At 53.4% G+C, this 25,506-nt stretch carries 21 protein-coding genes; 7 read left to right on the top strand and 14 right to left on the bottom strand.

Annotated elements, in window-relative coordinates; translation table 11 throughout:
• Positions 1-8: 8 nt before the first annotated feature.
• The 4 genes from LG301_RS10785 to LG301_RS10800 form a co-directional block, all read right to left on the bottom strand.
• The gene (locus LG301_RS10785) at positions 9-785 is read right to left on the bottom strand and encodes an ABC transporter permease (protein ID WP_404471169.1); all 777 of its coding nucleotides are present in this window, start codon (positions 783-785) and stop codon (positions 9-11) included.
• A 12-nt stretch (positions 786-797) separates the two neighbouring features.
• Complete coding sequence (locus LG301_RS10790) at positions 798-1,784, bottom strand: GDP-mannose 4,6-dehydratase (protein ID WP_404471170.1); 987 nt, start codon at positions 1,782-1,784, stop codon at positions 798-800.
• Entirely contained in the window at positions 1,784-2,770 is a 987-nt protein-coding gene (gene gmd / locus LG301_RS10795; RefSeq protein ID WP_404471171.1) for a GDP-mannose 4,6-dehydratase, read from the bottom strand. The genes LG301_RS10790 and gmd overlap by 1 nt, the downstream gene beginning before the upstream one ends.
• A 117-nt stretch (positions 2,771-2,887) precedes the next feature.
• Positions 2,888-3,190, bottom strand: coding sequence for a hypothetical protein (locus tag LG301_RS10800; RefSeq protein ID WP_404471172.1), 303 nt, complete (start codon positions 3,188-3,190; stop codon positions 2,888-2,890).
• Positions 3,191-3,247: 57 nt separating this feature from the next.
• Between LG301_RS10800 and LG301_RS10805 the strand changes: the two genes are divergently transcribed.
• Complete coding sequence (locus tag LG301_RS10805) at positions 3,248-4,414, top strand: glycosyltransferase family 4 protein (protein WP_404471173.1); 1,167 nt, start codon at positions 3,248-3,250, stop codon at positions 4,412-4,414.
• A 22-nt stretch (positions 4,415-4,436) separates the two neighbouring features.
• Here the strand turns inward: LG301_RS10805 and LG301_RS10810 are convergent, their stop codons facing one another.
• The 6 genes from LG301_RS10810 to LG301_RS10835 form a co-directional block, all read right to left on the bottom strand.
• Entirely contained in the window at positions 4,437-5,567 is a 1,131-nt protein-coding gene (locus LG301_RS10810; protein WP_404471174.1) for a glycosyltransferase, read from the bottom strand.
• A 44-nt stretch (positions 5,568-5,611) separates the two neighbouring features.
• Positions 5,612-7,051 carry a mannose-1-phosphate guanylyltransferase/mannose-6-phosphate isomerase gene (locus tag LG301_RS10815; RefSeq protein WP_404471175.1) on the bottom strand — a complete coding sequence of 480 codons (1,440 nt, stop codon included), beginning with the start codon at positions 7,049-7,051 and terminating at the stop codon, positions 5,612-5,614.
• Positions 7,052-7,114: 63 nt separating this feature from the next.
• Entirely contained in the window at positions 7,115-8,491 is a 1,377-nt protein-coding gene (locus tag LG301_RS10820) for an undecaprenyl-phosphate glucose phosphotransferase (RefSeq protein ID WP_404471176.1), read from the bottom strand.
• Between the two features lie 15 nt (positions 8,492-8,506).
• On the bottom strand, positions 8,507-9,958 hold the full coding sequence (locus LG301_RS10825; protein WP_404471177.1) for a TolC family outer membrane protein: 1,452 nt from the start codon (positions 9,956-9,958) through the stop codon (positions 8,507-8,509).
• Positions 9,958-11,337 (bottom strand): HlyD family type I secretion periplasmic adaptor subunit, encoded by a 1,380-nt coding sequence (locus LG301_RS10830; protein WP_404471178.1) that lies wholly within the window; start codon positions 11,335-11,337, stop codon positions 9,958-9,960. The genes LG301_RS10825 and LG301_RS10830 overlap by 1 nt, the downstream gene beginning before the upstream one ends.
• A 1-nt stretch (position 11,338) precedes the next feature.
• Positions 11,339-13,093 (bottom strand): type I secretion system permease/ATPase, encoded by a 1,755-nt coding sequence (locus LG301_RS10835; protein WP_404471179.1) that lies wholly within the window; start codon positions 13,091-13,093, stop codon positions 11,339-11,341.
• 194 nt (positions 13,094-13,287) lie between these two features.
• On the opposite strand from LG301_RS10835, the gene rfaH reads away from it, so the two are divergent.
• The 3 genes from rfaH (at position 13,288) to LG301_RS10850 (ending at position 16,572) form a co-directional block, all read left to right on the top strand.
• On the top strand, positions 13,288-13,821 hold the full coding sequence (gene rfaH, locus LG301_RS10840; protein ID WP_404471180.1) for a transcription/translation regulatory transformer protein RfaH: 534 nt from the start codon (positions 13,288-13,290) through the stop codon (positions 13,819-13,821).
• Between the two features lie 22 nt (positions 13,822-13,843).
• Positions 13,844-15,010 carry a nucleotide sugar dehydrogenase gene (locus tag LG301_RS10845; RefSeq protein ID WP_404471181.1) on the top strand — a complete coding sequence of 389 codons (1,167 nt, stop codon included), beginning with the start codon at positions 13,844-13,846 and terminating at the stop codon, positions 15,008-15,010.
• A gap of 125 nt (positions 15,011-15,135) precedes the next feature.
• Positions 15,136-16,572, top strand: coding sequence for a phosphomannomutase (locus LG301_RS10850; RefSeq protein WP_404471182.1), 1,437 nt, complete (start codon positions 15,136-15,138; stop codon positions 16,570-16,572).
• 93 nt (positions 16,573-16,665) lie between these two features.
• Here LG301_RS10850 and glyA read toward each other — a convergent pair whose 3' ends face one another.
• From glyA to LG301_RS10865, 3 genes are all read right to left on the bottom strand, one after another.
• Positions 16,666-17,931 carry a serine hydroxymethyltransferase gene (gene glyA / locus LG301_RS10855; RefSeq protein WP_404471184.1) on the bottom strand — a complete coding sequence of 422 codons (1,266 nt, stop codon included), beginning with the start codon at positions 17,929-17,931 and terminating at the stop codon, positions 16,666-16,668.
• Between the two features lie 180 nt (positions 17,932-18,111).
• On the bottom strand, positions 18,112-20,676 hold the full coding sequence (locus LG301_RS10860; RefSeq protein ID WP_404475235.1) for an ABC transporter permease: 2,565 nt from the start codon (positions 20,674-20,676) through the stop codon (positions 18,112-18,114).
• Positions 20,669-21,493, bottom strand: a complete 825-nt coding sequence (locus LG301_RS10865; protein WP_404471185.1) for an ABC transporter ATP-binding protein — start codon at positions 21,491-21,493, stop codon at positions 20,669-20,671. The genes LG301_RS10860 and LG301_RS10865 overlap by 8 nt, the downstream gene beginning before the upstream one ends.
• On the opposite strand from LG301_RS10865, the gene LG301_RS10870 reads away from it, so the two are divergent.
• The 3 genes from LG301_RS10870 (at position 21,492) to LG301_RS10880 (ending at position 25,029) form a co-directional block, all read left to right on the top strand.
• Positions 21,492-22,268 carry an arylesterase gene (locus LG301_RS10870; RefSeq protein ID WP_404471186.1) on the top strand — a complete coding sequence of 259 codons (777 nt, stop codon included), beginning with the start codon at positions 21,492-21,494 and terminating at the stop codon, positions 22,266-22,268. The genes LG301_RS10865 and LG301_RS10870 overlap by 2 nt on opposite strands.
• Positions 22,269-22,394: 126 nt before the next feature.
• Positions 22,395-23,108, top strand: coding sequence for a transglutaminase-like cysteine peptidase (locus LG301_RS10875; RefSeq protein WP_404471187.1), 714 nt, complete (start codon positions 22,395-22,397; stop codon positions 23,106-23,108).
• A gap of 13 nt (positions 23,109-23,121) precedes the next feature.
• Positions 23,122-25,029, top strand: a complete 1,908-nt coding sequence (locus LG301_RS10880; RefSeq protein WP_404471188.1) for an EAL domain-containing protein — start codon at positions 23,122-23,124, stop codon at positions 25,027-25,029.
• A 54-nt stretch (positions 25,030-25,083) separates the two neighbouring features.
• On the opposite strand, the gene LG301_RS10885 is transcribed toward LG301_RS10880, so the two are convergent.
• The gene (locus tag LG301_RS10885) at positions 25,084-25,407 is read right to left on the bottom strand and encodes a tryptophan synthase subunit beta like protein (RefSeq protein ID WP_404471189.1); all 324 of its coding nucleotides are present in this window, start codon (positions 25,405-25,407) and stop codon (positions 25,084-25,086) included.
• Positions 25,408-25,506: the final 99 nt, after the last annotated feature.

Raw genomic sequence — 25,506 nt, forward strand, 5'->3', positions numbered from 1 at the left:
CCCACCTCTTAGATGAAATCGCGAATATCACGCTCAAGCCGATGGCCTAGTTTCATGCCCGCCCATAACATGATGGAGGAGATGACCATAATGCTGGCCAGGGGCACGAAATTGGGCGTGCTTTGGAGCATCAGCACATCGCGCAGTGCGTTAACAACGTGATAGAAGGGGTTTAGTAAAAATAGAGGCTTCCAGTTTTCGGGCAGGATGGTGATGACATACACAATCGGCGTCAGCCAGAACCAGAGCTGGGTCAGTACGCCTACAAACTGCTTGATATCGCGTATAAACACGCTCAACGTGGCAAAAATAATGCCAATTGCGTAAGCCAGGGTTTGTTGAACCAGCAGTATTAGCGGCCACCAGACCCAGTGCCAGCTAAATTCAAAACCTATTAAAAATAGAAACATCAGGAAAAACGCGTTGGCTATGACATAAATCACCAACTCGGATAGCAGGATGTATAAAGGTAGAAAAAACAGCGAGATATTGACCTTGCCGATAATCGCCGCTTTATCGTGATAGACGTGAGTAACGCGGGTTAAGGTGTTAGCAAACAAGTTCCAAGCCAACACCCCGATAACGAGATATACGCTGTAACTATATTCGCCTAGCTCTACTCCCATTTCACCTAAGCGCATTCCCATAATGCGGGAGAACACTAGGGTGAAAATAAGAATATTGACCAGCGGCATGATGAAGGTCCATGCGGCGCCGAGTATTGATCCGGCGTAGCGGTCGACGAGGTCTTGTCGGGTTAAGTGATACAGTAATGCCAAATTCATGGGTTAACTCGCTTAAGGCGCTTGGCGTTGCCGTTGACGGCACTCTTCTAGCAAACGGTGCAGCATGGCTTCTTGCCCAATGCTTGGCTGCCATGAGGTAGCTGCCTGAATGGCGTCTGTGCTGGCTTGAACCGTCGGTATATCAGATGGGCGTTGGCGCAATGGGTCTAGGCGGTGCTCTATGACAACACTCGACATTGACAGCAATTGTTTCAGTAACTCGCCAATGGCAACAGCACGCCCTGAGGCGATGTTGTAGGCTAGGCCGTTCCGTTGGTTAGCTGGTAGCTGTAGCAGTGCTATGTAGGCTTGGCATACATCGTGTACGTCTAAAAAATCCCGCTCTGCGGTTAAGTCGCCGGTTTGCAATACCGGTGGCTGATGGCCGCTCTCTATCAGCGCTATTTGCGTGGCAAAACTGGCTAATACGAAGGCATCTGTTTGCCCTGGCCCGGTGTGGTTAAAGGGCCGTGCTCGTATTGCGCGGAGTTGATCACTGGCGGCGCATTGGCCTACGGCTAAATCGGCGCTCGCTTTACTGGCGGCATAGGGGTTGAGCGGTTGAAAGGCCGTTGCTTCTGTGACTTTTTGTCCGCTCCGAAAGGCTGCGCCGTACATGTCTGATGAGCCAACGTTCAGCAGTAGCGCCTTTGGGCAGGCTTGCTTGATGCTCTCTATCACATTAAGCGTGCCGATCAGGTTCACATCCCAAGTGTAGCGCGCACGTTGAAAGCTGGTAGGCACATGAGATTGCGCTGCCAGATGGATCACTGCGTCGGGCTGGGTGCTCTTTATCAGGCGGGTTACTGACGCGGCATCTCGCACGTCTAAGGCGTGCCACTGTACCGCCCCACACGGAGAGGCAAGGCCTCTCCTTTGTGCAGACGCTGCTTGACTAGTCGTGGCATGCAGCTGAGCAGTTGGCCATGTTTGCTGTAGCGCTGACAGCAAATGCTGCCCTACAAACCCGCTTGCACCGGTCACCAGCATGCATTGCATTAGTTGCTCCGCCGCTTTAGGTCTGCCTCGACCATTTCTTCAATCATGGCTTCAAGCGTTGTGTCGGCTTTCCAGCCTAGCTTGTCTTGTGCCTTTTTGGGGTTGCCGAGCAGGACTTCTACTTCCGCCGGGCGGTAGAATTGCGGATCAATCACGACGTAGTCATCCATGTTGAGTCCAACATAGTTGAACGCGATTTCACACATGTCTCGGACAGTGGTGGTGATACCGGTCGCAATCACGTAATCATCAGGGGTGTCTTGCTGTAGCATGAGCCACATGGCGTTCACGTAGTCGCGGGCGTGGCCCCAGTCGCGCTTAGCGTCAATGTTGCCCAGGCGTAGCTCTTTTTGCTGCCCTAGCTTGATGCGAGCAACGGCGTCGGTCACTTTACGTGTGACGAATTCAAGGCCGCGTAGCGGTGATTCGTGATTGAATAAAATGCCGCTGGAGGCGTGAAGGCCAAAGCTTTCGCGGTAGTTGACGGTCATCCAGTGTGCATACAGCTTGGCCGCTGCGTAGGGCGAACGGGGGTAAAATGGGGTTGTCTCACTTTGCATCGGCTCTTGAATTAAGCCGTACATTTCTGAAGTGGAGGCTTGATAGAAACGCGCTTGGGGGCGAACAATGCGCACGGCTTCTAATACGTTAACCGCGCCGATACCGGTCACTTGCCCGGTAAGTACTGGCTGGCTCCAAGAGGTCTGAACAAACGACTGCGCTGCTAAGTTGTACACTTCATCGGGCTGGCAGTTTTCCATGATGCGGATTAGGCTGCCTAAGTCGCCAAGGTCGCCGTCAAAAAGTTCTACTTGCTTTTCAATACCTAGCCACTCTAAGCGCGACAGGTTGACATCTGAAGAACTTCTACGTGGGGCTAGACCGCATACCCGGTAGCCTTTTTCTAACAGTAACTGTGCTAGATAGGCTCCGTCCTGGCCGGTAATTCCGGTAATGAGCGCAGTTTTTGATACGTTAAGACCCATGCTTAGCTTTTCCTATATGTTTGGTAAGTAAAGGGGCGTTATCGTATCATAACGCGCCTTGGCTATTTTCATCAGCGGCTTAGCACTTGTGCTTAGCACGCACTTAAGCAACTGATATTATGAAATTTTTCGAGCCACCCGCTTGAGCATGTGGTAGCTCTTTCTGGCATAGCGGTAGAGCTTGGGGTGCCTGGGAAGCCATTCGACTACCCAGCGGCTGGTTTTAATTTTGATAAGCAGGCGACGGGCAATGGAGGGCCGCTGCTCTTGTTGCGCACTGGGCAAGGGCGTGACCGACGTTGGTACCACCAGTTGCTCGCTTAGCATTGCCTCCATGCGTTGCTCAAGACGATATATGTTAAGCGCGGGATTGTTATCCACCAAGTACGGTTTCGTTGCTCTGTTTTCCACCACACTCATCTCCTAACACCCTGTTTAAAAAAATTTTACCTACTATTCCGAGTGGTAGCACTATCCATGAAACTACTAACCAATCTTAATTGCGCTAACCCGCCGCTTAGCGGCGTGGGGCATTATACACGACAGTTACTGGGCTGCTTAATGCAGCAACACCCGCTGGAAGCATTTGCAGGGTCTCATGGTGGCGAGCTTCTCAATACGGCCTCTACGTTGGCATGGTTGGAAAGTGACCACCGTCAAAGCGAGACATCCCACTGGTTAAAAGGTTCACGCCTGAAACGAGCGGCCCGTAGGCTTCCATTTGGGTATTCATTACGTAGCCGTTGGCAGCAGTTTCAATTCTCTAAGCTGACTCAGCCGTTGCAGGGCTATACGTATTGGGAACCCGGGTTAGCCTTGCAACCTTTTGAGGGAAAACGGGCAGCTACTATTTATGATCTTTCTCATATTGTGATGCCGAGTTCGCACCCACCTGCTCGGGTGAGTTATCTCACAACGCAAATTGATCATACGCTGCAAAGCGGCTGTAAAATCTTGACCATCTCTAATGCCATGCAGGCAGAAATAGCAACTTATGCGGGCCTGGATAAAGCGCAGATTGATGTGATTCCGCCTGCGGCGGGTCAGGCTTTTAGGCCGTTAAGTGACGCACAACAAGCGCAGGTAAAGGCGTCGTTTTCTTTACCGGAAAACTTTATTCTTATCCTTGGCACACGAGAACCACGCAAAAACCTCGCGGCGCTTTTAACTGCTTATAGCCAGTTGCCTATTGCTTTACGCCAGCGTTGGCCCATTGTGTGCATAGGGGGCGACGGATGGGGCGATCAGCGTGCTGCTGCTTCTACCGTGGCACGTTTAGAGGAGGCGGGTGAGCTTATCATGATGGGTTATGTGGCCCAATGCCATTTACCCTCACTGGTGGCTAGCGCCGGGCTGCTTGCTTACCCTTCGCTTTATGAGGGGTTTGGCATGCCTGTTATTGAGGCGATGGCGTGCGGTGTGCCGGTGTTAACCAGCCTTAATACCTCTATGCAAGACATTGTGGGTGAGTCAGGCTTTTTGGTGAACCCTAATGATATTGACCACATGCGCACTGTGCTTGAGGAGGCATTGAGCAATACTGCCATGCGCGAAGGGTTTGGGAAGAAAGGCTTGGCAATTAGTGAGCAGTATACGTGGGAGTATTCTGCTCACCAGCTTTACCAAGCACTTGTTAAGCTTTAGCTATTGATTCACGCGTTTTTATTTATATTTTTGCCATTTGCTCTTGGCGTTTTTGCGCTATAAAAGTGGTGATTTCGTTGCTGAAAACGCTGCGATCAAAGTGTTTTGCTTGCTGTGCACACGCCTCTGGGGCGTAAGCTGTGGGGTCTTCTTGGCGGCGGGTTTCAAAGTGCGCCAGGCTTGTTAGCAGTGCGCTAGTACTTTGCTCGGCTACGTGTAGGCCCGTCACACCGTTTACGATGGTTTCTTTGAGGCCACCTACGCCATAACCTATCACGGGCGCGCCTGCTGCTTGGGCTTCTACCGGTAGGATTCCGAAATCTTCTTCTGCCATGAAGATAAAGGCTTGCGCTCGCTCTAGGTAATCAATCAATACTCTGTCGGGCTGAAACCCTAGCAGGGTGATATTGGGGCCTGCTTTCTCTTTCAACTGCTTGAAGTCAGGGCCGTCGCCAATAACGACTAACTGTCGTTCTGGAGTCTGGGTAAAGGCTTCAACGATGAGATCTATTCGCTTGTAAGGCACCATTCGCGATGCAGTGAGATAGAACGCTTCTCGCGGCCGGTCGTGGCGAAACTTTTCTACCGCTACTGGTGGGTAAATAACCGCCGCTTCACGGCGGTAGAAGGTTTCGATGCGTCGCTCAATGTAATGAGAAATCGCAATAAAGTGGTCAACCCGTTGCGCGCTAATGTAATCCCATTGACGCAGCCGGTGCAGCTGCCAGCGCATCAGCCAACTAACAAGCCCCTGCGCATTTCCAGACTGGCGCAAATATTGGTGCTGCATATCCCAGGCGTAGCGCATAGGGCTGTAGCAGTAACAGATGTGCAGGGCGCCGGGGTCTGAGATAACACCTTTGGCCACTGCGTGGCTGCTGGATAAGATGAGATCGAACCCTTTCAGGTCAAATTGCTCTATGGCTAGCGGCATCAGGGGCAAATAGCGGCGGTAGTGTTTTTTTGCACCCGGCAGCTTCTGAATAAAGCTGGTATGAATGGTGCGCCCAACCAAACAGGGTATTTCCCCCTTGGGCAGGAAGTTCACCGTGGTGAAAATCTCTGCTTGAGGATAGCAGGCTAGCAATTCGGCCAGGGCTTTTTCTGCCCCGGCCCAAGTGGTCAGCCAATCGTGGACAATGGCGACTTTCATTACCGTTATTGGCTCCTATTGACGGCGGTAGGTGTGCGCAAGCGTTATTCGCGACCGTACTCGTCGTTATAGCGAATGATGTCGTCTTCCCCTAAATAGGAGCCGGTTTGTACTTCGATAAGGTGCAAGGGAATCACACCCGGGTTCTCTAGGCGATGAACTGTACCTAAGGGGATATAGGTTGATTCGTCTTCCGAGAGCAGAAAACTTTTTAGCTTGCTGAGGTCGCCGTGCCCTTCTCCTTGGGTTACTTTCGCCGTGCCCTGCACCACTACCCAGTGCTCTGCGCGGTGATGGTGCATTTGTAGGGAGAGCTTGGCACCGGGATTAACAACGATCTCTTTGACCTGAAAGCTGTCGGTGAGCACCATGGTGCGGTAGTTACCCCAGGGGCGGTATACACGCTGGTGCGATTGGGACTCTTTGCGTCCGGCAGCTTTTAGGGCATTGACGATCAGTTTGGTGTCTTGGGCTTGGTGTCGGTCGGCTACCAGCACAGCGTCGTCGGTTTCCACAATCACTAGGTTGCTGACGCCAACGGCGGCCACAAGGCGTGATTCGCTGTGGATTAAGCTGTCGTGCGTATTATGTAGCATGACATCGCCATGAACGGCGTTGCCATTTTCTGTGTCTTCGTCAGCTTTAAGCGCGTACAGGGCATCCCAGGCACCAATGTCGCTCCAGCCGGGGTCCATAGGTACTACCGCGGCGTCTTTGGTCTGCTCCATTACCGCGTAGTCGATGGATTCACTGCGGCATTGGGTAAATATCTCTTGGTCAACCCGCAAAAAGTCGAGGTCTTCGCTGCGAGCTTCAAAGGCGCGCTCACATACTTCTAGAATATCGGGAGCGAACTGACTCAAAGCGGCAAGGTAGTCGGTTGCTCTAAACAGGAAGATGCCGCTATTCCATAGGTATTCGCCGCTTTCTAAGTACTGCTTTGCGCGGGCTAGGTCGGGCTTTTCGACAAAGGCTTCCACGGCGTAGCCTTCATCTAGGCTGTTACCACGGCGTATATAACCGTAGCCTGTTTGCGGTGAGCTAGGGGTAATGCCAAACGTGACTAACTTACCGGCAGCAGATAGTGCGCGCCCTTTTGTGACCGCTTGTGCAAATGCCGTTTCATTTTTTATGACGTGGTCTGCGGGCATTACTAGCAGTTCAGCATCGGCACTAAAGCTGCGCGCTGCCAATGCGGTTAGTGCAAGCGCGGGGGCAGTGTTCCGCCCACAGGGCTCTAAAATAATCTGTGTATTTTGCTGGCCTATTTGGTGCATCTGCTCTGCGACCAAAAAGCGATGCTCTTCGTTACACACTACGATCGGTGTGCCGGTATCTTCGACATTATTTAGGCGCTGCGCTGCTTCCTGTAATAGGCTTCGATCTTCCTTGTGCAGGTTTAAAAACTGCTTGGGGTAGTGCTCGCGTGACACGGGCCAGAGTCGTGAACCTGAACCACCAGATAGGATAACGGGGAAAATCATAAATCCTCCTTGAAAACGTATATCTTTTGATAAGCCGTCGCGGGCATTGGTATAGCGAGCTACTTAAGGCTGGGTGTTGATAAATCCGCGGGTTAACGTCATCGCTAAAATTTTCAAATCAAACCCCAACGACCAACGCTCTATGTAGTAAAGGTCGTATTCGACACGCTTTTGCATCAGCTTTACGTCGTCGGTAATACCGCGCAGGCCGTTCACCTGTGCCCACCCAGTCATGCCGGGTTTCACTCGGTGCCGTTGCATATAGATATCAATACGATCCTTGTAGTGGTCGTTGTGGTCCATGGCATGTGGCCTTGGCCCAACTAACGACATGCGGCCTTGTAGGACGTTATAGAGCTGTGGAAGTTCATCTAAGCTGGTGCGCCGCAGAAAGCTACCCAGGCGCGTGATACGCTGATCAGCGCGTGTTGCTTGCTGTGTCGTGGTGCTGTTATGTGGCTTCATGGTTCGGAATTTGTAGATTTTGAAGCATTTACCATCCAAGCCGTGTCGTTCTTGTTTAAACAGCACAGGGCCGCCCATTTGCCATTTTATGGCAATAGCAACCGCTACCATGACAGGCGAAAAGATAATAAAAAGCACTAAGCCTAACAGTCGATCTTCCAGTGCTTTGACCATCCTCATCGGCCCATTAAGGGGGGTGTGGTTGAGCTCCAGGGAGTAGAGCCCTGCTACTTGAGCAATACGATGATTCAGTAAGCGAACATCTGGTAGGTCTGGAAAGAAGCGGATAGTAGTAGGAATACCCGCAAACAGGCTCATGAGCTGGCGAACACGATCACCTTCTACCAGGGAGTAGCCTAGCCATATTTCATCGAAAGAGCGCTGAAATATGTTGTGAGTGGCAAAGGCTTCCATCTCTGAAATAAACGCTTCATCGCCGGTGTCGATGTGGTGGCCGACAATTAAATACCCAGCCTGAGGTTGCTCAACGACGCGTTTTTCCAACAGTGCAATATTGTCAGGAACCCCAACCACCAAGACCCGCTTAAGGTTTCTACCCGATGAGCGGACGTGACGAAGATAGCCGTATAACGCGGTGCGCACCGCGCTTCCAATAAATAGCACCATTAGCGCCGTTAAGCCCATCCACACCCGAGAAAAACTGGATGTTGTTTGGGTAGCCACCAAAAGAAGACTAATCAGCCCTATCGCGGCAATCCAGCTTAAACCATAAGTGCCTAACATGGTGTAGAGGCTGCGACCGCGCCATGGTTGATATAAGCCGATCAGCTCCCCTACTGCGGGAAGCAACAAGCTGCCAATTACGATGAGAAAAAGATAATCATCGCTTACCGCCGTCACACGAGGCATTAACCATAGCGTGGAAAGCGAAACGAGCATGGCGATAGCTGCATCAAAACAGCGCATGGCACGCCTGAGCCAATCGTTACTTTGGGTACCTTTTGTTACAGCCATGCCGTCATTGTGTCCCTAGATTGCGCCATCAACTACTGTTAATGATGCTAGCAGGTTCATAACACCTGATAAGTCATCGCTGCTTAGCTCACCTACCGCTGACTGCAGCGCTAGGCTATCCAGGGCATACTCGCCAATGGTGTCTACGTACTGTATGCGTTGGTCAAACAGGCTTGCGCGGGCATCCAGTACGTCGACTAAATCGCGCAGGCCAAGCTGTTCGCCACGTTCGGCAGCTTCCAGAAACAGCTCGCTCGAAGCAATCGCTTGCTTCAGCGCTTCAATACGGCGTACGTGTCCGTTTAATGAACGTAGCCGCTGGCGTACTTCTTGTACCGCTAAATTGCGCTGGTTATCAAACGCTGCTTGGCTGGCATCAATGCGCCGTTCACCTTGGCGCACACTGGCGGTAGTGTAACCCCCTCGGTAAATAGGCATGCTCATTTCTACGCTAGCGCGGTAGTCTTTGCTTTCGCGCAGTTGATCGTCGCTTTTGCGGTCTGAATAGCTAAGGTTGAGATTTAGCTCGGGATAGTACCCTGCACGACGGGTACTGGTATCGGCTTCGGTAATCCGCTGATCTTGACGGGCAATCAACACGTCTAAATTTTGGCCGGTGCGGGCGATCCAGTCATCCTGGCTGCCCCATTCACTTTGTAGGCTCACGTTAGATAACTCGCCAACAGCTAGGCCACGAAACGCTGGAAGTGTACCTGTCAGTCTCTCAAGCGTACTGAGTGCGTTATCCAGCTCGTTTTCAGCGAGCACAGCATCTGAGATCGCTTGATCTAACCGTGATTGAGCTTCTAGCAGGTTGATGCGGTCGCCAACACCAAGATCAAACGCGCGCTGGGCTTGGCGCACCTGCAGGTCTAGTGCTTCTTGCTGTGATTCCAGCAGACCCAGGCGCTGGGAGGCTAAATAGGCTTGTATGTAGGCTTCGCTCACTTGCAGCGCTAGGTCGCGCTCTACTAATGCCAGTTGTAATTCAGCAGCACTTACCTGCTCGTCAGCAACATTCACACCACGCCAACGCTCCAAGCTAAAAAGTGGCTGTTGTAGCTGGACTTGCCATACCGTTTCGTCTATTTCACCGGGGCGCTGGGCAGGTTGGTCTAAGCCAAAATCGTCTGGCGACGTTTGAATATTGGTGGAGTCTTGCCACAAGTATGAACCCGAAGCGGTCACCTGCGGGAGCAGCTGCGAGCGCGCCATGGGTACTTCTTCACGCGTTGCAGCAAGTTCAAAACGCTGGCGCGTAAGGTCAGCATCGTTTTCTAGCGCCCTGGCAAACAACCCTGGCAACGAAGGCAGTACAGCAGGCAGCTCACTCTCTTGTTCCAAAGCGGCCAGCTCGGCCATTGCTTCATCACCTGCGGGTGGCTCTTGGGCGTAGAGCGCTGACGTCACAGTTAGCATACCCATGGCCAGCGCTAACGGGGTAAGGCGTGTCAACATCCGAGTCATTAGTCCTCCCGCAGGGCGCGTGCCAGCATATCGGTGATGGGTTTGGCGATGTAGCTAGCAAAGGTGCGTTCGCCTGTACGGATCATGACTTCAGCAGGCATACCTGAAAGAAGCTGCATTTGCTCTGTCATTTGCCCATAACCAGCTTCAGTAACACGCACTCGCGCTTTGTAGTAGCGCTCGCCGGTGGCTTCATCTTCAAAGCTATCGGCACTAATGTGGATAACTTCACCGTCGATAATATCTGTTAGGCGCTGATTAAACGCACTGAAGCGTATCTCAGCAAATTGCCCCATGTAGATATTGTCGATGTCACGAGTAGGTATACGCGCTTCAACAACAAAACCGTCGTTGGAAGGCACGACATCCATAATGGTATCTCCACCGCGAATGACTGCACCTACGGTGTGCACCTGCCGTCCCACTACGGTGCCAGACACCGGGGCAAGTACCACCATACGGTTCACCTGATCAGAGAGCGATACAATCTGCTCTTCCGCTTGGGCAATTTGTGCTTGTGCGTCACGCAGCTGTTCGCCCACTTCTTTCTGGAACTCTTGCTGCTGGATTTCCCGCTGCATGCGGTTTTCACTGATCTGCGAGCGCAGTTGCGCAATGTTGGCACGAAATTCAGCGTTGTCGCCTTCGTACTGGAGCACTTGACGCTCTAGTTCACGCAGACGCTGGTTGTCCCCTAGCCCCTCGCGATACAGCGAACGGAAGTCTTCGGCTTCAGCACGTAACGAGGAGATACGCTGAGTATTAACACGGGTGCGCTGTTCCAGCCCTTCTATTTGCTCTTGCATCTGGATAATTTGCTCATCCAATGACTCTAACGTGCTCATCAGAGACTGGCGACGCGCCGTAAATAAGCTTTGCTGAACGGCAATGACCTGCTGCACTCGTGGGCTGTCAGCGTCTTTGATGTCGTCAGGAATTACCATCATATCGGCCCCTTCTTGCTCAGCAAGTAGGCGGGCTTCCATGGCACGGTTGATTAAGTACTGAGCACGGGCAATTTCTAGCTGTGAGCGTACTTGCGTGTCTCTTAAAATGATCAGCGGCTCGCCCGCATCGACTTTATCGCCGTCCTCTACCAGCAGTTCCTCTACAATGCCGCCTTCAAGGTGTTGAACCGTGCGTTTAAACGACTCAATGGAGACGCTCCCCGGGGCGACCACAGCAATGGCAAGCGATGCTGTAACAGACCATAAGACGAACCCTCCGAGTGCAATCAGAAGAATGCCATAGCCAAGCCTGCGATAGCTTTTATCGCTGGTGGGCAGTTGCTCAGTCGCTTCGCCCTCAATAGTAGAAGGGCCACTGGGAGTAACGTCTATTTCGCGTTTTGCAGGTACGTTGCGTTGGTCGTTGCTCATATTACTTCTCCTCGCCACCGCGTCCGCCATTAATGGCCGAAAGCCGTGCTGAGCTCTGCTGGCTTACTTGGTTGCGCGGTTTTTTTGCAAACTGGGCGAGCACTTGGTCACGTGGGCCAAACATACTAACCTGCCCTTCTTTCATCACCAGCAGTTGATCCATACTTTTGAGCACGCTGGTACGGTGGCTGATCACAAACAGTGTTGTACCTTCTGCCTTTAGCTGTGCAATGGTTTGGGCAAGCGCTCGCTCGCCAGCATCGTCTAAATTGGCATTGGGCTCGTCTAATACAATCAGCACAGGCTGACCATATAAGGCGCGGGCAAGACCCACACGCTGGCGTTGACCACCTGAAAGTGCGCCACTAGTGGAGGAAATGATGGTGTCGTAACCGTTCGGCAGTTCTAAAATCATTTCATGAACGCCAGCTTTCTTGGCAGCTTTGACCACTTCTTCGGCATCTATATTGCCAAAGCGTGCGATGTTTTCACTAATGGTTCCGTCGAACAGCTCGATATCCTGGGGTAAATAGCCAATATAGGGGCCAATTTCGTCACGGTTATAATGGGTAATCACACCACCATCTAGGCGCACATCTCCTACCTGTGAAGGCCAAATGCCTAGTAATACTCGGGCAAGCGTCGACTTACCGGCAGCACTGGGGCCGATAATACCTACATGCTCACCTTTTGGTACTGAGAAGTTGATCCCACGAATAGTTGCCATGCGAGAGCCAGGGGGAGCTGCAGCAACGCCTTCTAGCGCTACTTCCCCTTGCGGCGCGGGCAGTGACATTTTGCGCTGTTCGCTAGGTATTTGGGTTAGCAGCTCATTGAGACGCTCATAAGCACCACGTGCGCCAACAAAGCCTTTCCAACCACCAATCATTTGGTCAATGGGGGCCAGTGCCCGCCCCATGAGTATTGAGCCAGCAATCATCATGCCGGGGGTCATTTCACCCCTTAGCACTAACATGGCACCTAAACCTAAGATTAAAGACTGAAAGAGCAACCGGAGTGTTTTCGAGGTATTAGTTAAAGCGCCGGCTCGGTCACTGGCTTGAGACTGCTTTGAGAGAAATTCGTGGTGACGCTTAGACCAGCGGCCCATAATGCCTGGCAGCATCCCCATAGCATGCAGCACTTCTGCGTTGCGCAGGTTCGAGTTAGCTAAGTTTTGGGCTTGAATATGTTCGCTGTTGGCTTCCGCTAGCAGCTTCTTTGTCGCTTTTTCATTCGCAATGGCAAGTGCCAGCAAAATTACCCCAGCACAAGTGGCAAACACACCCAACCACGGGTGGAACAGAAACAGTACGCCTAAATAAACAGGCACCCAAGGCGCATCAAAAAATGCAAATAACCCATTACCTGTGAGGAATTGGCGCAAATTCGTAAGGTCGCTCAGCGGCTGAGCACTTTGCCCCCCTTGAGCCACTAGGCTGCGACGAAACATCGCACTGTATAAGCGCTCGTTAATCGTAGTATCAAGCCGATTGCCAACGCGCACCAACATGCGCGAACGCACTAGCTCTAGTCCCCCCATAACCATAAAGAGGAACACAACCACCAGCGTGAGCATTACGAGAGTGTCGAAGCTTTGGGTAGTGAGGACGCGGTCGTACACTTGGAGCATGTACATTGGCGGCACCAGCATCAGTAAGTTCACAAACATGCTGAAAAAACCGACCGATACAAACGAACCTTTGCAGGCTTTTAACGCGCGCTGCAGATCCGTTGCTTCCTGTTGCTTTGCCATGAAGGGTTCACCGTTGAATCGAAGAGACGTCAAGCGCAGAAAAATTAATCGCGGCAGCATAACAGATGTGCTCTACAGGCGGTAGGTCGCACTGCCACCCTCGCGCCCTACCCCTTGTAAATCTATACCCCTCTGTTGGAACGCTATATGCTGCTAACCTAACTAGTCATATATAAAGCAATGGATTGAGCGCAATGGAGCACAAGCAAACAAGGGCGTGTTGGTACGCGATTCAGTGCAAAGGCGGTGAATCTTTCCGTGCTGCTGAAAACCTTGAGAACCAGGGGTTTGACATATTCCACCCAACGATTCGGCTGCGTAAAAAACGCCAAGGCAGCCTGTGCTGGGTTACTGAGCCACTCTTTCCTTTTTACTTGTTTATCAGGCTTAACCAAGCCACAAGCAATTGGGGGCCTATTCGTTCAACACGCGGTGTAGCGAAGCTGGTGAGCTTTGGCCATGTCCCCGCGCAGGTACCCGATGCGCTCATCTCTGCGCTTCAGAACCAGGATAATTTTGCTGACACCCAAACCGCTGAGACTCCCCTCATCAACCCTGGCGAGACGGTGTCGATTACAGAAGGGCCGTTTTCTGGCAGAGAGGCTGTTTTCAGCCAAGCGCTCTTCAATCAAAAAAGTGGCGAAAAACGCGCCATGCTGCTCATTGAGTTGCTTAACCGAACACAGCATATTAGCGTCCCTATGGATCACCTTTCACTGAAAGATTAACCCACTCTTCTAGGCTTGATATATGAAAATTGCTGTCGCTGGAACCGGCTACGTTGGCCTTTCCAATGCCATGCTGTTGGCTCAGCACCATGAGGTGGTTGCGGTTGATATAGTGCCTGAGAAAGTGGCGATGCTAAATAGGCGCTTTTCACCCATTGAAGATGCAGAAATCTCAGCTTTTTTACAGCGCGACGGGCTACATTTTCATGCCACGCTCGCACCTGAGGCAGCTTACACCGGCGCTGATTTTGTGATTATCGCTACCCCAACGGATTACGACCCGGAAACCAACACGTTTGATACCTCAAGCGTTGAGACGGTCATTCAACAGGTCATGGCAATTAATCCCCAGGCAGTGATGGTGATTAAATCCACCGTGCCGGTGGGCTATACCGTTGAGGCAAGCCAACGCTTTGGCACGGATAACCTGATCTTTTCCCCAGAGTTTTTACGCGAAGGCAAAGCGCTTTATGACAACCTGCACCCGTCGCGAATTGTGGTGGGAGAACATTCGACCCGTGCACAGCAGTTTGCTGAGCTATTGGCCCAGGGCGCTATCAAACAGGATATTCCTGTCCTGCTGACTAATAGCACTGAGGCAGAGGCTATTAAGCTCTTTGCCAATACCTACCTGGCCATGCGCGTCGCTTACTTTAACGAGCTGGATACCTACGCCGAAACGCATGGGCTGGACACACGGCAAATTATTGAAGGCGTGGGCCTAGACCCGCGCATCGGCAAACACTACAACAACCCAAGCTTCGGCTACGGCGGCTACTGCCTTCCTAAAGACACCAAGCAGTTACTGGCCAACTATCACGATGTGCCTAACAACATGATCCAAGCCGTTGTAGAGGCTAACCGCACCCGGAAGGATTTTATTGCCAAGAGCATTATCAAGCGTAATCCGCAGGTTGTCGGCGTGTATCGGCTCATTATGAAAACCGGCTCAGACAACTTCCGCGCCAGTGCTATGCAGGGCGTGATGAAGCGTATTAAGGCCAGAGGTATTAAGGTAGTGGTATATGAACCGGTACTCGAACAAAGCGAGTTTTACGGCTCTGCCGTCATCAACGATCTAGCCGCCTTTAAGCAGCTGTGCGATGTAGTGCTCACCAATCGCATGACAGAAGAGCTGCGAGATATTGAAGAGAAGGTTTATACCAGAGACCTATTTGGGAGCGATTGAGCGCTACTTAGTAAATTATTTATTAAATAGCTTCCAGACAGCGCCGCGTTCGTCGCTACAAGCACTGCATAGCGCCTACCTTCGAGAAGGTTAAACTCGCAACCGTTTTAATCAGGAGAAATATATTGAATTCAGTACGCTCTACGTCCGCCATTATCAAGGACAGCGGCATTGCCTTTGGCACCAGCGGTGCGCGTGGCTTGGTCGAGCAATTTTCAGATGACGTATGTGCGGCGTTTACCGTGGCATTTATTACGGCAATGCGGGCATCGTTTACAGTTGAACGTATTGCGCTAGGCATGGATCGCCGTCCAAGTAGTCCAGTCATGGCGGCGGCCTGCACCAGTGCTGCACGTGCGCTGGGCATTAAGGTAGACGATTATGGTTTACTGCCAACCCCTGCTTTGGCACTACACGCAATGTCCGAGGGCATCCCATGCATCATGATTACCGGCAGTCATATTCCCTTTGATCGCAACGGCATTAAGTTTTACCGCCCAGACGGTGAAATTACCAAAGCGGACGAAACAGCCATATTGACAGCTCAAGCTCCAATGCCCACCTTGCCTGCACCAGAGCGCAGCGCTGTTTCTGAGGCGGCGAATCAGGCTTACTCAACGCGTTTTACCTCGTGGTTTACCGGCCACCCTTTAAAAGGATGGCGGGTAGGCCTGTATCAACACTCAGCCTCTGGACGAGATTTAAGTACACATATTTTGGCTGAGTTAGGTGCTGATGTCGTGGTACTGGGCCGGAGTGAGGCGTTTGTGCCAGTTGATACAGAAGCGGTGAGTGAAGAAGATCAGGCTCAAGGGCGTGCTTGGGCAAAACAGCATACGTTACATGCGCTATTCTCTACCGATGGAGATGGTGACCGCCCCTTACTTGGCGATGAAACAGGCACTTGGCAGCGTGGCGATATCGTAGGGTTGCTATGCGCCCGTGCGTTAAACATTGAAGCACTCGCGGTTCCTGTTAGCTGTAATACAGCGATTGAAGCTTGCGGCGCCTTTCAAGCAGTAGAGCGCACGCGCATTGGTTCTCCTTACGTGTTAGCCAGTATGGCATCTTTAACTAAACGCTTTGAGCGGGTGGCAGGATTTGAGGCGAATGGCGGATTCTTGCTGGCCAGCGCGTTGGAAAAAGAGGGGTGTCGGCTAACTGCCCTCCCCACCCGTGATGCCTTGCTACCTGCGTTAACCCTGATGGTAGTGGCCGCCGAACGCGGCATCCCGCTCTCACGGCTTTTTGCCGAACTCCCCTCCCGCTACACTGCCAGCGACCGACTGAAGAGCATTCCCACTGAGGAAAGCCATGCTTTGCTAACGAAATGGGAAGCTTCCCCTGAGCTTTTGCAGCAATCGTTAGGGTTAGAAGCCTCTATTGTGCATATAGATAATACGGATGGCCTCAGGGCCACGCTTAAAAATGGCGACATTGTTCATTTACGCCCGTCCGGAAACGCTCCTGAGCTACGCTGCTACTGCGAATCTGATGAGCAGTGCAAAGCCTCTTCATTAGTCCAGCAGTGCATGAATGCGCTAGCCACTCTAACGCTTTAGATTAGCCAACAAAAAACGGATCCCCTTATCAGGGGACCCGTTTTTTGGGCTTTCCTTAGCCTAGGAGAAACTAATTAGACTACACGCTTTGGTTTATTTATAAACCGGATAGCGGCCACATACGGCGGCGACTTTATCCAGCACTTGGGCTTCTATGCTGCTGGTGTCTTCACCTTTGGCGAGGACATCGAGAATGTCGCAGATCCAACCGGCTAGCTGGGTACACTCTTCTTCACCAAAGCCACGCGTGGTGACGGCGGGCGTGCCGATGCGCAGGCCAGAGGTGACGAACGGGCTTTGCGGGTCGTTGGGCACGGCGTTTTTGTTAACAGTGATGTGCGCGCGGCCGAGGGCAGCGTCCGCATCTTTACCGGTCACGCCTTGTTTAATTAGCGAGAGTAGGAACAGGTGGTCTTCGGTGCCGCCGGAAACGATGTCGTAACCGCGATCCATGAATACCTTAGCCATGGCCTGGGCATTCTTCACTACCTGCTGCTGGTAGGTTTTGAAACCTGGCTCCATGGCTTCTTTGAAGCAGATCGCTTTCGCGGCAATCACGTGCATCAAGGGGCCACCCTGGCCACCGGGGAAGACCGCTGACTGGAGCTTTTTCTCGATCTCTGGGTTATTTTCCGCAGAGAGAATCACACCGCTACGCGGGCCGCGCAGGGTTTTGTGCGTGGTAGACGTGACCACATGCGCATGGGGCAGCGGGCTTGGGTAAACACCCGCCGCTACCAGACCCGATACGTGGGCCATATCGACCAGTAAGTAAGCGCCTACTTCGTCAGCGATTTCACGGAACTTGGCCCAATCAACAATTTGTGAATAGGCTGAGAAACCGGCGATGATCATTTTCGGCTTATGTTCACGGGCAAGCTGCGCCACTTGGTCGTAGTCGATAAAGCCTTGTTCGTTCAGGCCGTACTGAATGGCGTTGTAGTGCTTGCCAGAGAAGTTAGGCTTGGCACCGTGGGTTAGGTGGCCGCCCGCGTCCAGGCTCATGCCAAGGATGGTGTCACCCGGCGTCACCAGCGCTTGGAATACCGCGCTGTTCGCCTGGGAACCCGAATGGGGCTGGACGTTAACGTAGGTGGCACCAAACAGCTCTTTGGCGTAGTCGATGGCGAGGTTTTCGGCGATATCGACGAATTCACAGCCGCCATAGTAGCGCTTGCCGGGGTAGCCTTCGGCGTATTTGTTGGTCAGCTGGCTGCCCTGGGCTTCCAGTACGCGGGGGCTGGCGTAGTTTTCAGAAGCAATGAGTTCGATGTGGGCTTCTTGGCGTGCAACTTCTTTCTGCATCGCATCAAAAAGCGCGTCATCGAATCCGGCAATTGTCATGTCGCGGCTGAACATCGGCGAGAACCTCGTAACGAAACGATCATCATGGGAGAAGCGAGGGCGCTATCATAACGCAGCCTGACGCGACTTTCATCGCATACGCGTCAGGTGTTGCATGAGTATGTTTCATGTTGTTGGCGCCCCGCAGGCTGACCAAATGGACAGCATCGCGTCTCAATCTGTATATTTGAACAGCTATGCCTCGCCCAATAGCCCTAAGCTGGCTGCGGGGGCTTGGCGCCTTAGGCTGGCGGAGAGCGCATGGCCGATCATGCCAATCAGCAGCGCGCCCGCTAGCGGCAGTATGAACCAAAGCCCAACATGCAGGCGTGGGGTTAAATCCAGCCAGTAGAGATAGAGGGCGGCGGTCGCTAGCTCCGCAAGTGCCGCTCCCATCAACCCACTGGCAAACCCAAGCAGAGCGTACTCGGCCCCTTGCACGCGGGAAATCATCTTTGTGCCTGCGCCGAACACGCGCAGCAAGCCACTTTCGTGGGCGCGCACCGGCCTACTGGCCGTCAGGGCAGCATAGAGCACGCTGATACCTGCTAGCAGCACCAAGGCTAATACCAGCTCTATTGCTCGGGTCACTTGCGTTAGCACTTCGCGTACCTGGCCTAAGATGGCATCCACATTGAGTAGCGAGACGCCGGGGAAGTCGCTCACCAGCTGGCGTATTAGCCCTTGCTCAGCGTCGGGCAAGTGGAACGCGGTAATATAGCTATGCCCATAGGATTCCAGGACGCCCGGTGGAAAAATAACGAAAAAATTGGGGGTAAAGCTATCCCAATTGAGGCTGCGCAAGCTTTCGACACGCGTGGTAATGGTATCGCTACCGATCGAGAACGTTAGTTCGTCGCCAATGGTTAACCCTAACCGTTGGGCGAGGCCGTCTTCCATGGAGATCGGCACCATCGCGTCTCTTTCAGCGGGGGTGGCTTCTACTTCGTTCATAAAGCCTTGTGGTTCGTCTTGCGCTGCAAACCACTGCCCGGCCACCACTTGATTACCTGGGGGAACATCGGCTTGCCACGTGAGATTTAGCTCGCGGCGTAGTGAGTTGTCACCCCTGGCATCTGGCGGTACGGCGTCTCGCGGAGGTTGCCCATTGATGCCGGTAATGCGCCCGCGCACCATAGGATAGAGCGTGCTTTGGGTGTCTACCCGGGGTGCCACGGCGTCTTCAAAGGCGTCACGTTCGCCGGGCTGTATATTAATCGCAAAGTAGTTGGGGGTGTCATCGGGTAGCTGGTCTTGCCAGGTCGTCAGCAGATCGCCTCGCACTAGCACAATCATCGCCATGGCAAAGAACGTGACCGAAAAGGCCAACAGCTGCCCTAAGCCTGCCTGCTTGCGCCTTGCTAACTGTCGCCCCCCTAAACGAAACGCCTGCGACCACGCACTTCCCCCAGACAGCCGCTGCACGGCTTTTAGCAAGCCATTGAGTAACAGGGAACTCAGCAACCACAGTACGCCCAACAGCGCAGCGCCGCCCATCAGCAGCGCAACCGCCAGCGGCAAACTGCCGGAGTAGAGCCACAGCAGGCCGCCAAACACGATGCTTGCGACACCCACCACCAACCATGCTGAGGGCGGCAGCGGGTCCAGCTCGCGGCGCAGCACTTTAAGCGCACTCACCTGCTTAATACGCAATAGCGTTGGGCCAGCAAAACCTACCAACACCGCCAATGCCGTAAAAATGCCTAACCAAAGCGGCATAATGCCGGGGGGCGGGAGCGTCATCGGTAAAAAGCTGGTGAGCAGCCAAAGCAGCACTGCCTGCCCCGCCAACCCCAATAGTGCTCCCACCGCCGATGCCGCCAGCGCTAATCCTAATAGCTGTAGGGAAAAAATCGTCACGAGTTGATACTGACTAGCCCCAAAGCAGCGCAGCAGTGCGGCGGTATCCAGGTGGCGTTCTACGTAACGGCGGGTCGACATGGCCACCGCCACCCCGGCCAGCAGCACGGCGGCTAACCCGGCAAGCCCCAGGTAGCTTTCGGCACGCTGAAGGGCATTGCCTAGCTGGGGGCGGTCTACCCGGACATCGCGCACGTCCACACCGTCCCTTCTCAGCTCGGCCAGTAGCGTTTGTACTTCTGCCAATGCGGCGGGCGGCCCCGCCGCCAGTAGCTCAAACTCAATACGCGAACCCGGCTGCACTAAACCGGTATCTTCCAGGTCAGCGGTATGTAGCATCAAGCGTGGGTTGAAGTTGCCAAAGCCGCCGGACTGGTCGGCTTCGCGCTCAATAATGCCGCTGATGGTGAGTTCGGTTTGGCCGACTTGGACGCGGTCGCCTAGCTCTATTTCAATGAGCTGAGCCAACCGGGGGTCGGCCCAGGCTTCTCCTGGCGGCGGCCCAGAGGCAATTTGCTCTACCCCATTTCCGCGATCCACATGGGAAACGCCGTAGTGAGGGTACACATCATCCACCGCTTTCAAGCTAGCCGGTTGGAAGCGCTCGCCCCGGCTAATCATCGATACAAGATCTACCTGATCACTCAGCGTAAAGCCAGCTTGCTCTAACGTTGCGCGCAGCTCTTCAGAGAACGGCTCGCGCTGTTCGAGCACTAGATCACCGCCCAGCATTTGGCCTGCCTGACGCTCTAAGCCACGCTCTAACCGGTCGAGAAAGAAAGCAATCATGGTCGACGCCGCTACCGCCAGCATCAGTGCAATAAACAGCGCCCGCACATCGGATGCTCGCAGGTCACGCTTTAGGCTGCGGGCGGCAAGACGCCAGTTAAGATCACTCATCACCACCCCCATTGATGAGGGTTGGCTCAAAAGGCTCCAATTTGCCATTGGCGAGCCGCAGGCAGCGGTCACAGCGCTTCGCAAGCGCGTGATCGTGCGTCACCAGTATCAACGTGGTGCCCGCCTCACGGTTAAGCGTAAACAGCAGGTCAATAATTTGTGCGCCGGTATCCGGGTCTAGGTTGCCGGTGGGCTCATCGGCAAATACCAGCTCTGGGTCGGTTACAAACGCTCGGGCAATCGCCACCCGCTGCTGCTCACCTCCTGAAAGCTGTTTAGGCAGATGCCCCGTGCGCTCGCCTAGCCCTACCCGCTCAAGCCAGTGCGCAGCGGTACTATCGCCACCTGCACGCGGGGAGAGCTCTAGAGGCAAGAGCACGTTTTCAAGCGCGCTTAACGTAGGCAGCAGTTGGAAGTTTTGAAACACAAACCCCACACGCCCAGCGCGCAGGGCCGCCCTACCATCTTCATCCAAGCGGCTTAAAGGCTGCCCAAAAAGGGTTAACTCCCCATCGCTTGGGGTATCTAGCCCCGCTAAAAGCCCTAACAGCGTTGATTTACCGGCGCCGCTTTTACCTAGAATGGCAACGCTCTCACCTGCCGCCACGCTCAAAGAAAGGTCGTGTAAGATAGTTAATGCGCGCTCACCGCTGGTTACTTGCTTAGAGAGTTTTTCGGCCAGCAGCACCGGCGCGCTCGCGCCGCCACCAGGAACCTTATAAGCAGACGCGGTGTCGGTGGAAGGCGAGGTTTTAGGCGAGTGCGCAGTCGCGTCATCGGCGGGTAACGTAGACATTGGGTCAGAGGAGTAAGGCATGAAGCGTGGCATCCCTGTAGCGTGGCAGAAACTAGCATTTCAAAAACGAGCGTGGCAGAAACTGGCATGGCGAAACCTGAACCGTATGGTAACCGGTGGGGTACTGGCACTGATAGTCACCTTCGGCACCTCATCGCTCAACGCAGATCAAGGCTCTGCCCATCAAGGCTCCGCTCATCAAAGCCCTGCTCATCAAAGCCCTACTCTGCTCGTAATGGGCGACAGCCTTAGCGCCGCGTATGGCATAGAGCAGGAACAGGGCTGGGTAGCGCTGCTGGAAAAGCGTCTTGAAGGCCATGCAACGGTGGTGAATGCCAGCATCAGCGGCGAAACCACCTCCGGAGGGGCACAGCGTTTTGCCGATATTATCGGACAGCGACAGCCTGATATCGTTCTATTAGAACTGGGAGGCAACGATGGCCTGCGCGGTCTAGCGCCTAATCAGATGCGTGCCAACCTCGCCCGCATGATTGAACAAAGCCAGCAAGCCGACGCGGATGTTCTGCTGCTTGGCATTGATATCCCGCCTAACTACGGTCAAGCCTACCGGGATGCCTTCACCGGTGTGTTTGACTCGTTGGCCGACGAGTATGACATTCCGCTGGTGCCTTTTTTGCTGGAAGACATCGCTCTCAACAACCAGCTAATGCAAAGCGACGGCATTCACCCCACCGCCGAGGCACAGCCGATTATTTTAGAGAACGTATGGCCCGCGCTTGAGCCGCTGCTTTCCGAGCACGCGTCCGAACAGGAGCTACAAGCCTTAGCTCAATAGCCCTAATGAAAAAGCACGGGTAGCAGCACGTTCTTGTTCATACTTTCTTATTTATACTTTCTAGTGGGAAGATATAGCGCTGTGGTGCCGTAGCTTGTAGTCTTAATGAATATTTGACGAACGCTAATGGCACTTATGCCTGACTCTTCCCGCTCCTCGCTTGGCTCTCTCTCCCGGCGGCAGTTTTTAGCCACTGCCGGCGCGCTTGTGCTGGGCGCAGGAATGGGGCTATTGCCTACTCCCGCCTCTGCTTTTAACCCCCAGCGGTTACGCCAAAGTATGCAACAGCAGTATGGGCAAACCGGCCTCACCGTACTAGAAGCGTGGTTTTCCCTCTTGGATCGCCTGCGTGGGCAAGATGTGCAGCGACAGCTTCGTGAGGTTAATGATTTCTTCAATCGCCAAATACGCTGGGTTGACGATATCAACGTCTGGCGACAAGAGGACTTCTGGGCGACTCCGTTAGAGGCGATGGGCGAAGGGCGAGGCGACTGTGAAGATTACTCGATTGCCAAATATATCACCCTTAAGCAGCTTGGCGTCCCTGGGGAGCGCCTGAGGATGATTTACGTGCGCGCGCGCATTGGCCGAAGCCAAATAACCCAAGCCCACATGGTGTTGGGTTATTACACCACCCCCAATGCGGAACCGTTGGTGTTAGACAACATCGCCCCGTCGATTAGCCCAGCCTCCCAACGTACCGATTTAGACCCAGTGTTTAGTTTTAACAGTGAAGGGCTGTGGGCGGGCGGCTCATCAGAATCGCGCGCTGACCCATTAGCACGCCTGTCTCGTTGGCGTAGCGTGATTGAACGCATGCAATTACAAGGCTTCATTTAAAAGGATTAGCATTATGTCGCTCATTAAACAGCTTTGGCTGGCCATTATCGCGCTACTTCTGCTTTCGTTTGTCGGCAGCCTTGCCATTAGCATTGCGTCAAGCCGCAGCTACATTGAGCAGGAAGTGCGCATTAAAAATGAAGATAACGCCACTGCGCTAGCACTCTCGATGAGTCAGCTCGATAAAGATATGGTTATATTAGAGCTGCTTATTTCAGCCCAGTTTGATACTGGCTACTACCGCCGTATTACCCTACGAGACACCGAGGACAACATACTCACTGAGCGTTCTGCCGGTGAATATAGCGGTGACGTTCCCGCATGGTTCCGCAGCTTAGTTCAGTTTGACGTACCCACAGGCGTTGCCACGGTGCAAGATGGCTGGCGGCAGTTCGGCACCTTAGAACTTGAAAGCCAGCATAGCTTTGCCTACGCCTCTTTATGGCGCAGCATGTTGGAATTAGCAGGCTGGTTCTTACTGGCGGGGGCGATTAGTTTAGCGATTGCTACCGTACTGGTGCGCGGTATAAAGCATCCATTAATACGTGTTGTGGCCCAAGCCAAAGACATCAGCGCCCGCCGCTTTACCACTATTAAAGAGCCCCGCACGCTAGAACTTAAAGAAGTTGCCCAGGCAATGAATGTGCTGTCAGCCAACGTTCGCCAGATGCTCAGCCAAGAGAGCCAAAAGCTAGACGAACTGCGCCGCCACCTGCAGCATGACCGCGTCACCGACGCGCTGACCCGCGATGTGTTTATGGGCAGGCTAGCATCGCTACTGGGGAGCGACGATGCCCGTGCAACGGGCACAATGGTGATGGTGAGGGTTCAAGACCTGGAACAGCTGAATGAACAGTTGGGCCATCAGGCAACTGATAGCTTACTGCGCGAGCTGGTGACACAACTTGCCTCGTTAGACGATGCTGCAGGGGAGACCTTCGTAGGCCGCCTCAACGGCAGTGACTTTATGCTGCTACTGCCATTAGAAGAAGACACAAAGGCACTTCTACCTCGCCTTCACCAAGCGTTGGATACCATCGCGCTCAAGGCACCCGCTATGGGCATTCGCTTGCCAACTGCCGTGGTTGCTTATACACCCCACGACGAGCGCGGCGTCCTTATGGCAACCTTAGACGATGCCCTAGCCGAAGCGGAAAGCAGCAGTGCACATAGCCGTATTGTTATTCGTGAAGCGAGGCAAGGCTCGCTGTTTAATACCCATGCTGAGTGGCGAACAGCTCTTAATACCGCTATTCACCAAGGGCCGCAACTGGCCTACTTCCCCGTGACGGATGCCGAAAATAACGTGCTTCACTACGAGTGCCCTGCCCGCTTAGAGCTTGCAGATGCATGGCAAACAGCCGGTGTATTTATTCCCTGGGTGTCTCGCTTTGACCTAGAGCCAGCGCTCGATATTGCTGTTGTCAAGCAAGCCCTTGAGCAACTAACCCTCAACCCTACGCAAAAAATGGGAATCAACCTTTCGCTTGCCTCCATTACCAACGGGCAGTTTGTTATTGAGCTAAGAGCGCTGTTAGAGAAGCAGCCGCAGCTCGCCAAACAGCTCTGCTTTGAAGTGCCCGCAGTATTAAATGCGCATGCCATTGGCAGCTTACGTGGACTATGCAACGCACTGCGGCCGCTTGGCTGCCAGTTTGGTATTGAGCACGTAGGGGCGGAATTCACTAAACTTGCCGACCTTCATGACGTCGGGCTTGCCTACCTTAAAGTGGACAGCAGCTTAATTCGCGGGATTCACACCTCGAACGAGCAGCAAACGATTGTGAGCGGCATGGCAACTCTATGCCATTCGCTGGGTATTCAGGTCATCGCAGAAGGGGTGACAGAACAAGCAGAGTTAGAAAGCCTGTTTCGTGCAGGGGTGGATGGCGCGACGGGCCCAGGCGTACGTTTAACCTAACGCCCGAGCATCGTGGGATAGTAGTAGATAAGCAACGACGCGGCGTCAGCCGCGTCAAATTACGCTACCATCATCACTAATCAAATTGACAGCGTTCTTCACCCGCAGTGATTTACGCTCCAGCACTTTGCGCTGGGCGGCGGGAGGTAAGTCCGTAAAGCTAAGCACGCCTTTCTCCAGCAGCACTTCCAGCATGTCCTCCACCACCCGCACAAACGCCAAGTCTGACGCGATCATTTGCGAAGACTGACCGGTTCGCTGCGCTAAGAAGTCGTACACTTCCGACGAGTGGGCCGCAACGGTCTCGTTACACTCAGGTGATGGCTCCTTACTGAGCATCACAATCTCTCCTTGGGCATTACGTTTGATATAGAGCATAACGGCTTCCTTGTTAGTTAATGCACCTAATCCTTACCTAAAAGTAATTAGACCACATTACAACAAGGCCGCCTAGTTGGCGGCCTTGCTAATAGATGC

Source organism: Vreelandella venusta (genome assembly GCF_044809155.1).
Lineage (GTDB): Bacteria > Pseudomonadota > Gammaproteobacteria > Pseudomonadales > Halomonadaceae > Vreelandella > Vreelandella venusta_B.

Bases quoted from the DNA above. Each gene is read 5' to 3' on its own strand.
- LG301_RS10785 (WP_404471169.1), bottom strand. From the start codon at position 785: ATGAATTTGGCATTACTGTATCACTTAACCCGACAAGACCTCGTCGAC.
- LG301_RS10790 (WP_404471170.1), bottom strand. From the start codon at position 1,784: ATGCAATGCATGCTGGTGACCGGTGCAAGCGGGTTTGTAGGGCAGCAT.
- gmd (WP_404471171.1), bottom strand. From the start codon at position 2,770: ATGGGTCTTAACGTATCAAAAACTGCGCTCATTACCGGAATTACCGGC.
- LG301_RS10800 (WP_404471172.1), bottom strand. From the start codon at position 3,190: ATGAGTGTGGTGGAAAACAGAGCAACGAAACCGTACTTGGTGGATAAC.
- LG301_RS10805 (WP_404471173.1), top strand. From the start codon at position 3,248: ATGAAACTACTAACCAATCTTAATTGCGCTAACCCGCCGCTTAGCGGC.
- LG301_RS10810 (WP_404471174.1), bottom strand. From the start codon at position 5,567: ATGAAAGTCGCCATTGTCCACGATTGGCTGACCACTTGGGCCGGGGCA.
- LG301_RS10815 (WP_404471175.1), bottom strand. From the start codon at position 7,051: ATGATTTTCCCCGTTATCCTATCTGGTGGTTCAGGTTCACGACTCTGG.
- LG301_RS10820 (WP_404471176.1), bottom strand. From the start codon at position 8,491: ATGGCTGTAACAAAAGGTACCCAAAGTAACGATTGGCTCAGGCGTGCC.
- LG301_RS10825 (WP_404471177.1), bottom strand. From the start codon at position 9,958: ATGACTCGGATGTTGACACGCCTTACCCCGTTAGCGCTGGCCATGGGT.
- LG301_RS10830 (WP_404471178.1), bottom strand. From the start codon at position 11,337: ATGAGCAACGACCAACGCAACGTACCTGCAAAACGCGAAATAGACGTT.
- LG301_RS10835 (WP_404471179.1), bottom strand. From the start codon at position 13,093: ATGGCAAAGCAACAGGAAGCAACGGATCTGCAGCGCGCGTTAAAAGCC.
- rfaH (WP_404471180.1), top strand. From the start codon at position 13,288: ATGGAGCACAAGCAAACAAGGGCGTGTTGGTACGCGATTCAGTGCAAA.
- LG301_RS10845 (WP_404471181.1), top strand. From the start codon at position 13,844: ATGAAAATTGCTGTCGCTGGAACCGGCTACGTTGGCCTTTCCAATGCC.
- glyA (WP_404471184.1), bottom strand. From the start codon at position 17,931: ATGTTCAGCCGCGACATGACAATTGCCGGATTCGATGACGCGCTTTTT.
- LG301_RS10860 (WP_404475235.1), bottom strand. From the start codon at position 20,676: ATGAGTGATCTTAACTGGCGTCTTGCCGCCCGCAGCCTAAAGCGTGAC.
- LG301_RS10870 (WP_404471186.1), top strand. From the start codon at position 21,492: ATGAAGCGTGGCATCCCTGTAGCGTGGCAGAAACTAGCATTTCAAAAA.
- LG301_RS10865 (WP_404471185.1), bottom strand. From the start codon at position 21,493: ATGCCTTACTCCTCTGACCCAATGTCTACGTTACCCGCCGATGACGCG.
- LG301_RS10875 (WP_404471187.1), top strand. From the start codon at position 22,395: ATGGCACTTATGCCTGACTCTTCCCGCTCCTCGCTTGGCTCTCTCTCC.
- LG301_RS10880 (WP_404471188.1), top strand. From the start codon at position 23,122: ATGTCGCTCATTAAACAGCTTTGGCTGGCCATTATCGCGCTACTTCTG.
- LG301_RS10885 (WP_404471189.1), bottom strand. From the start codon at position 25,407: ATGCTCTATATCAAACGTAATGCCCAAGGAGAGATTGTGATGCTCAGT.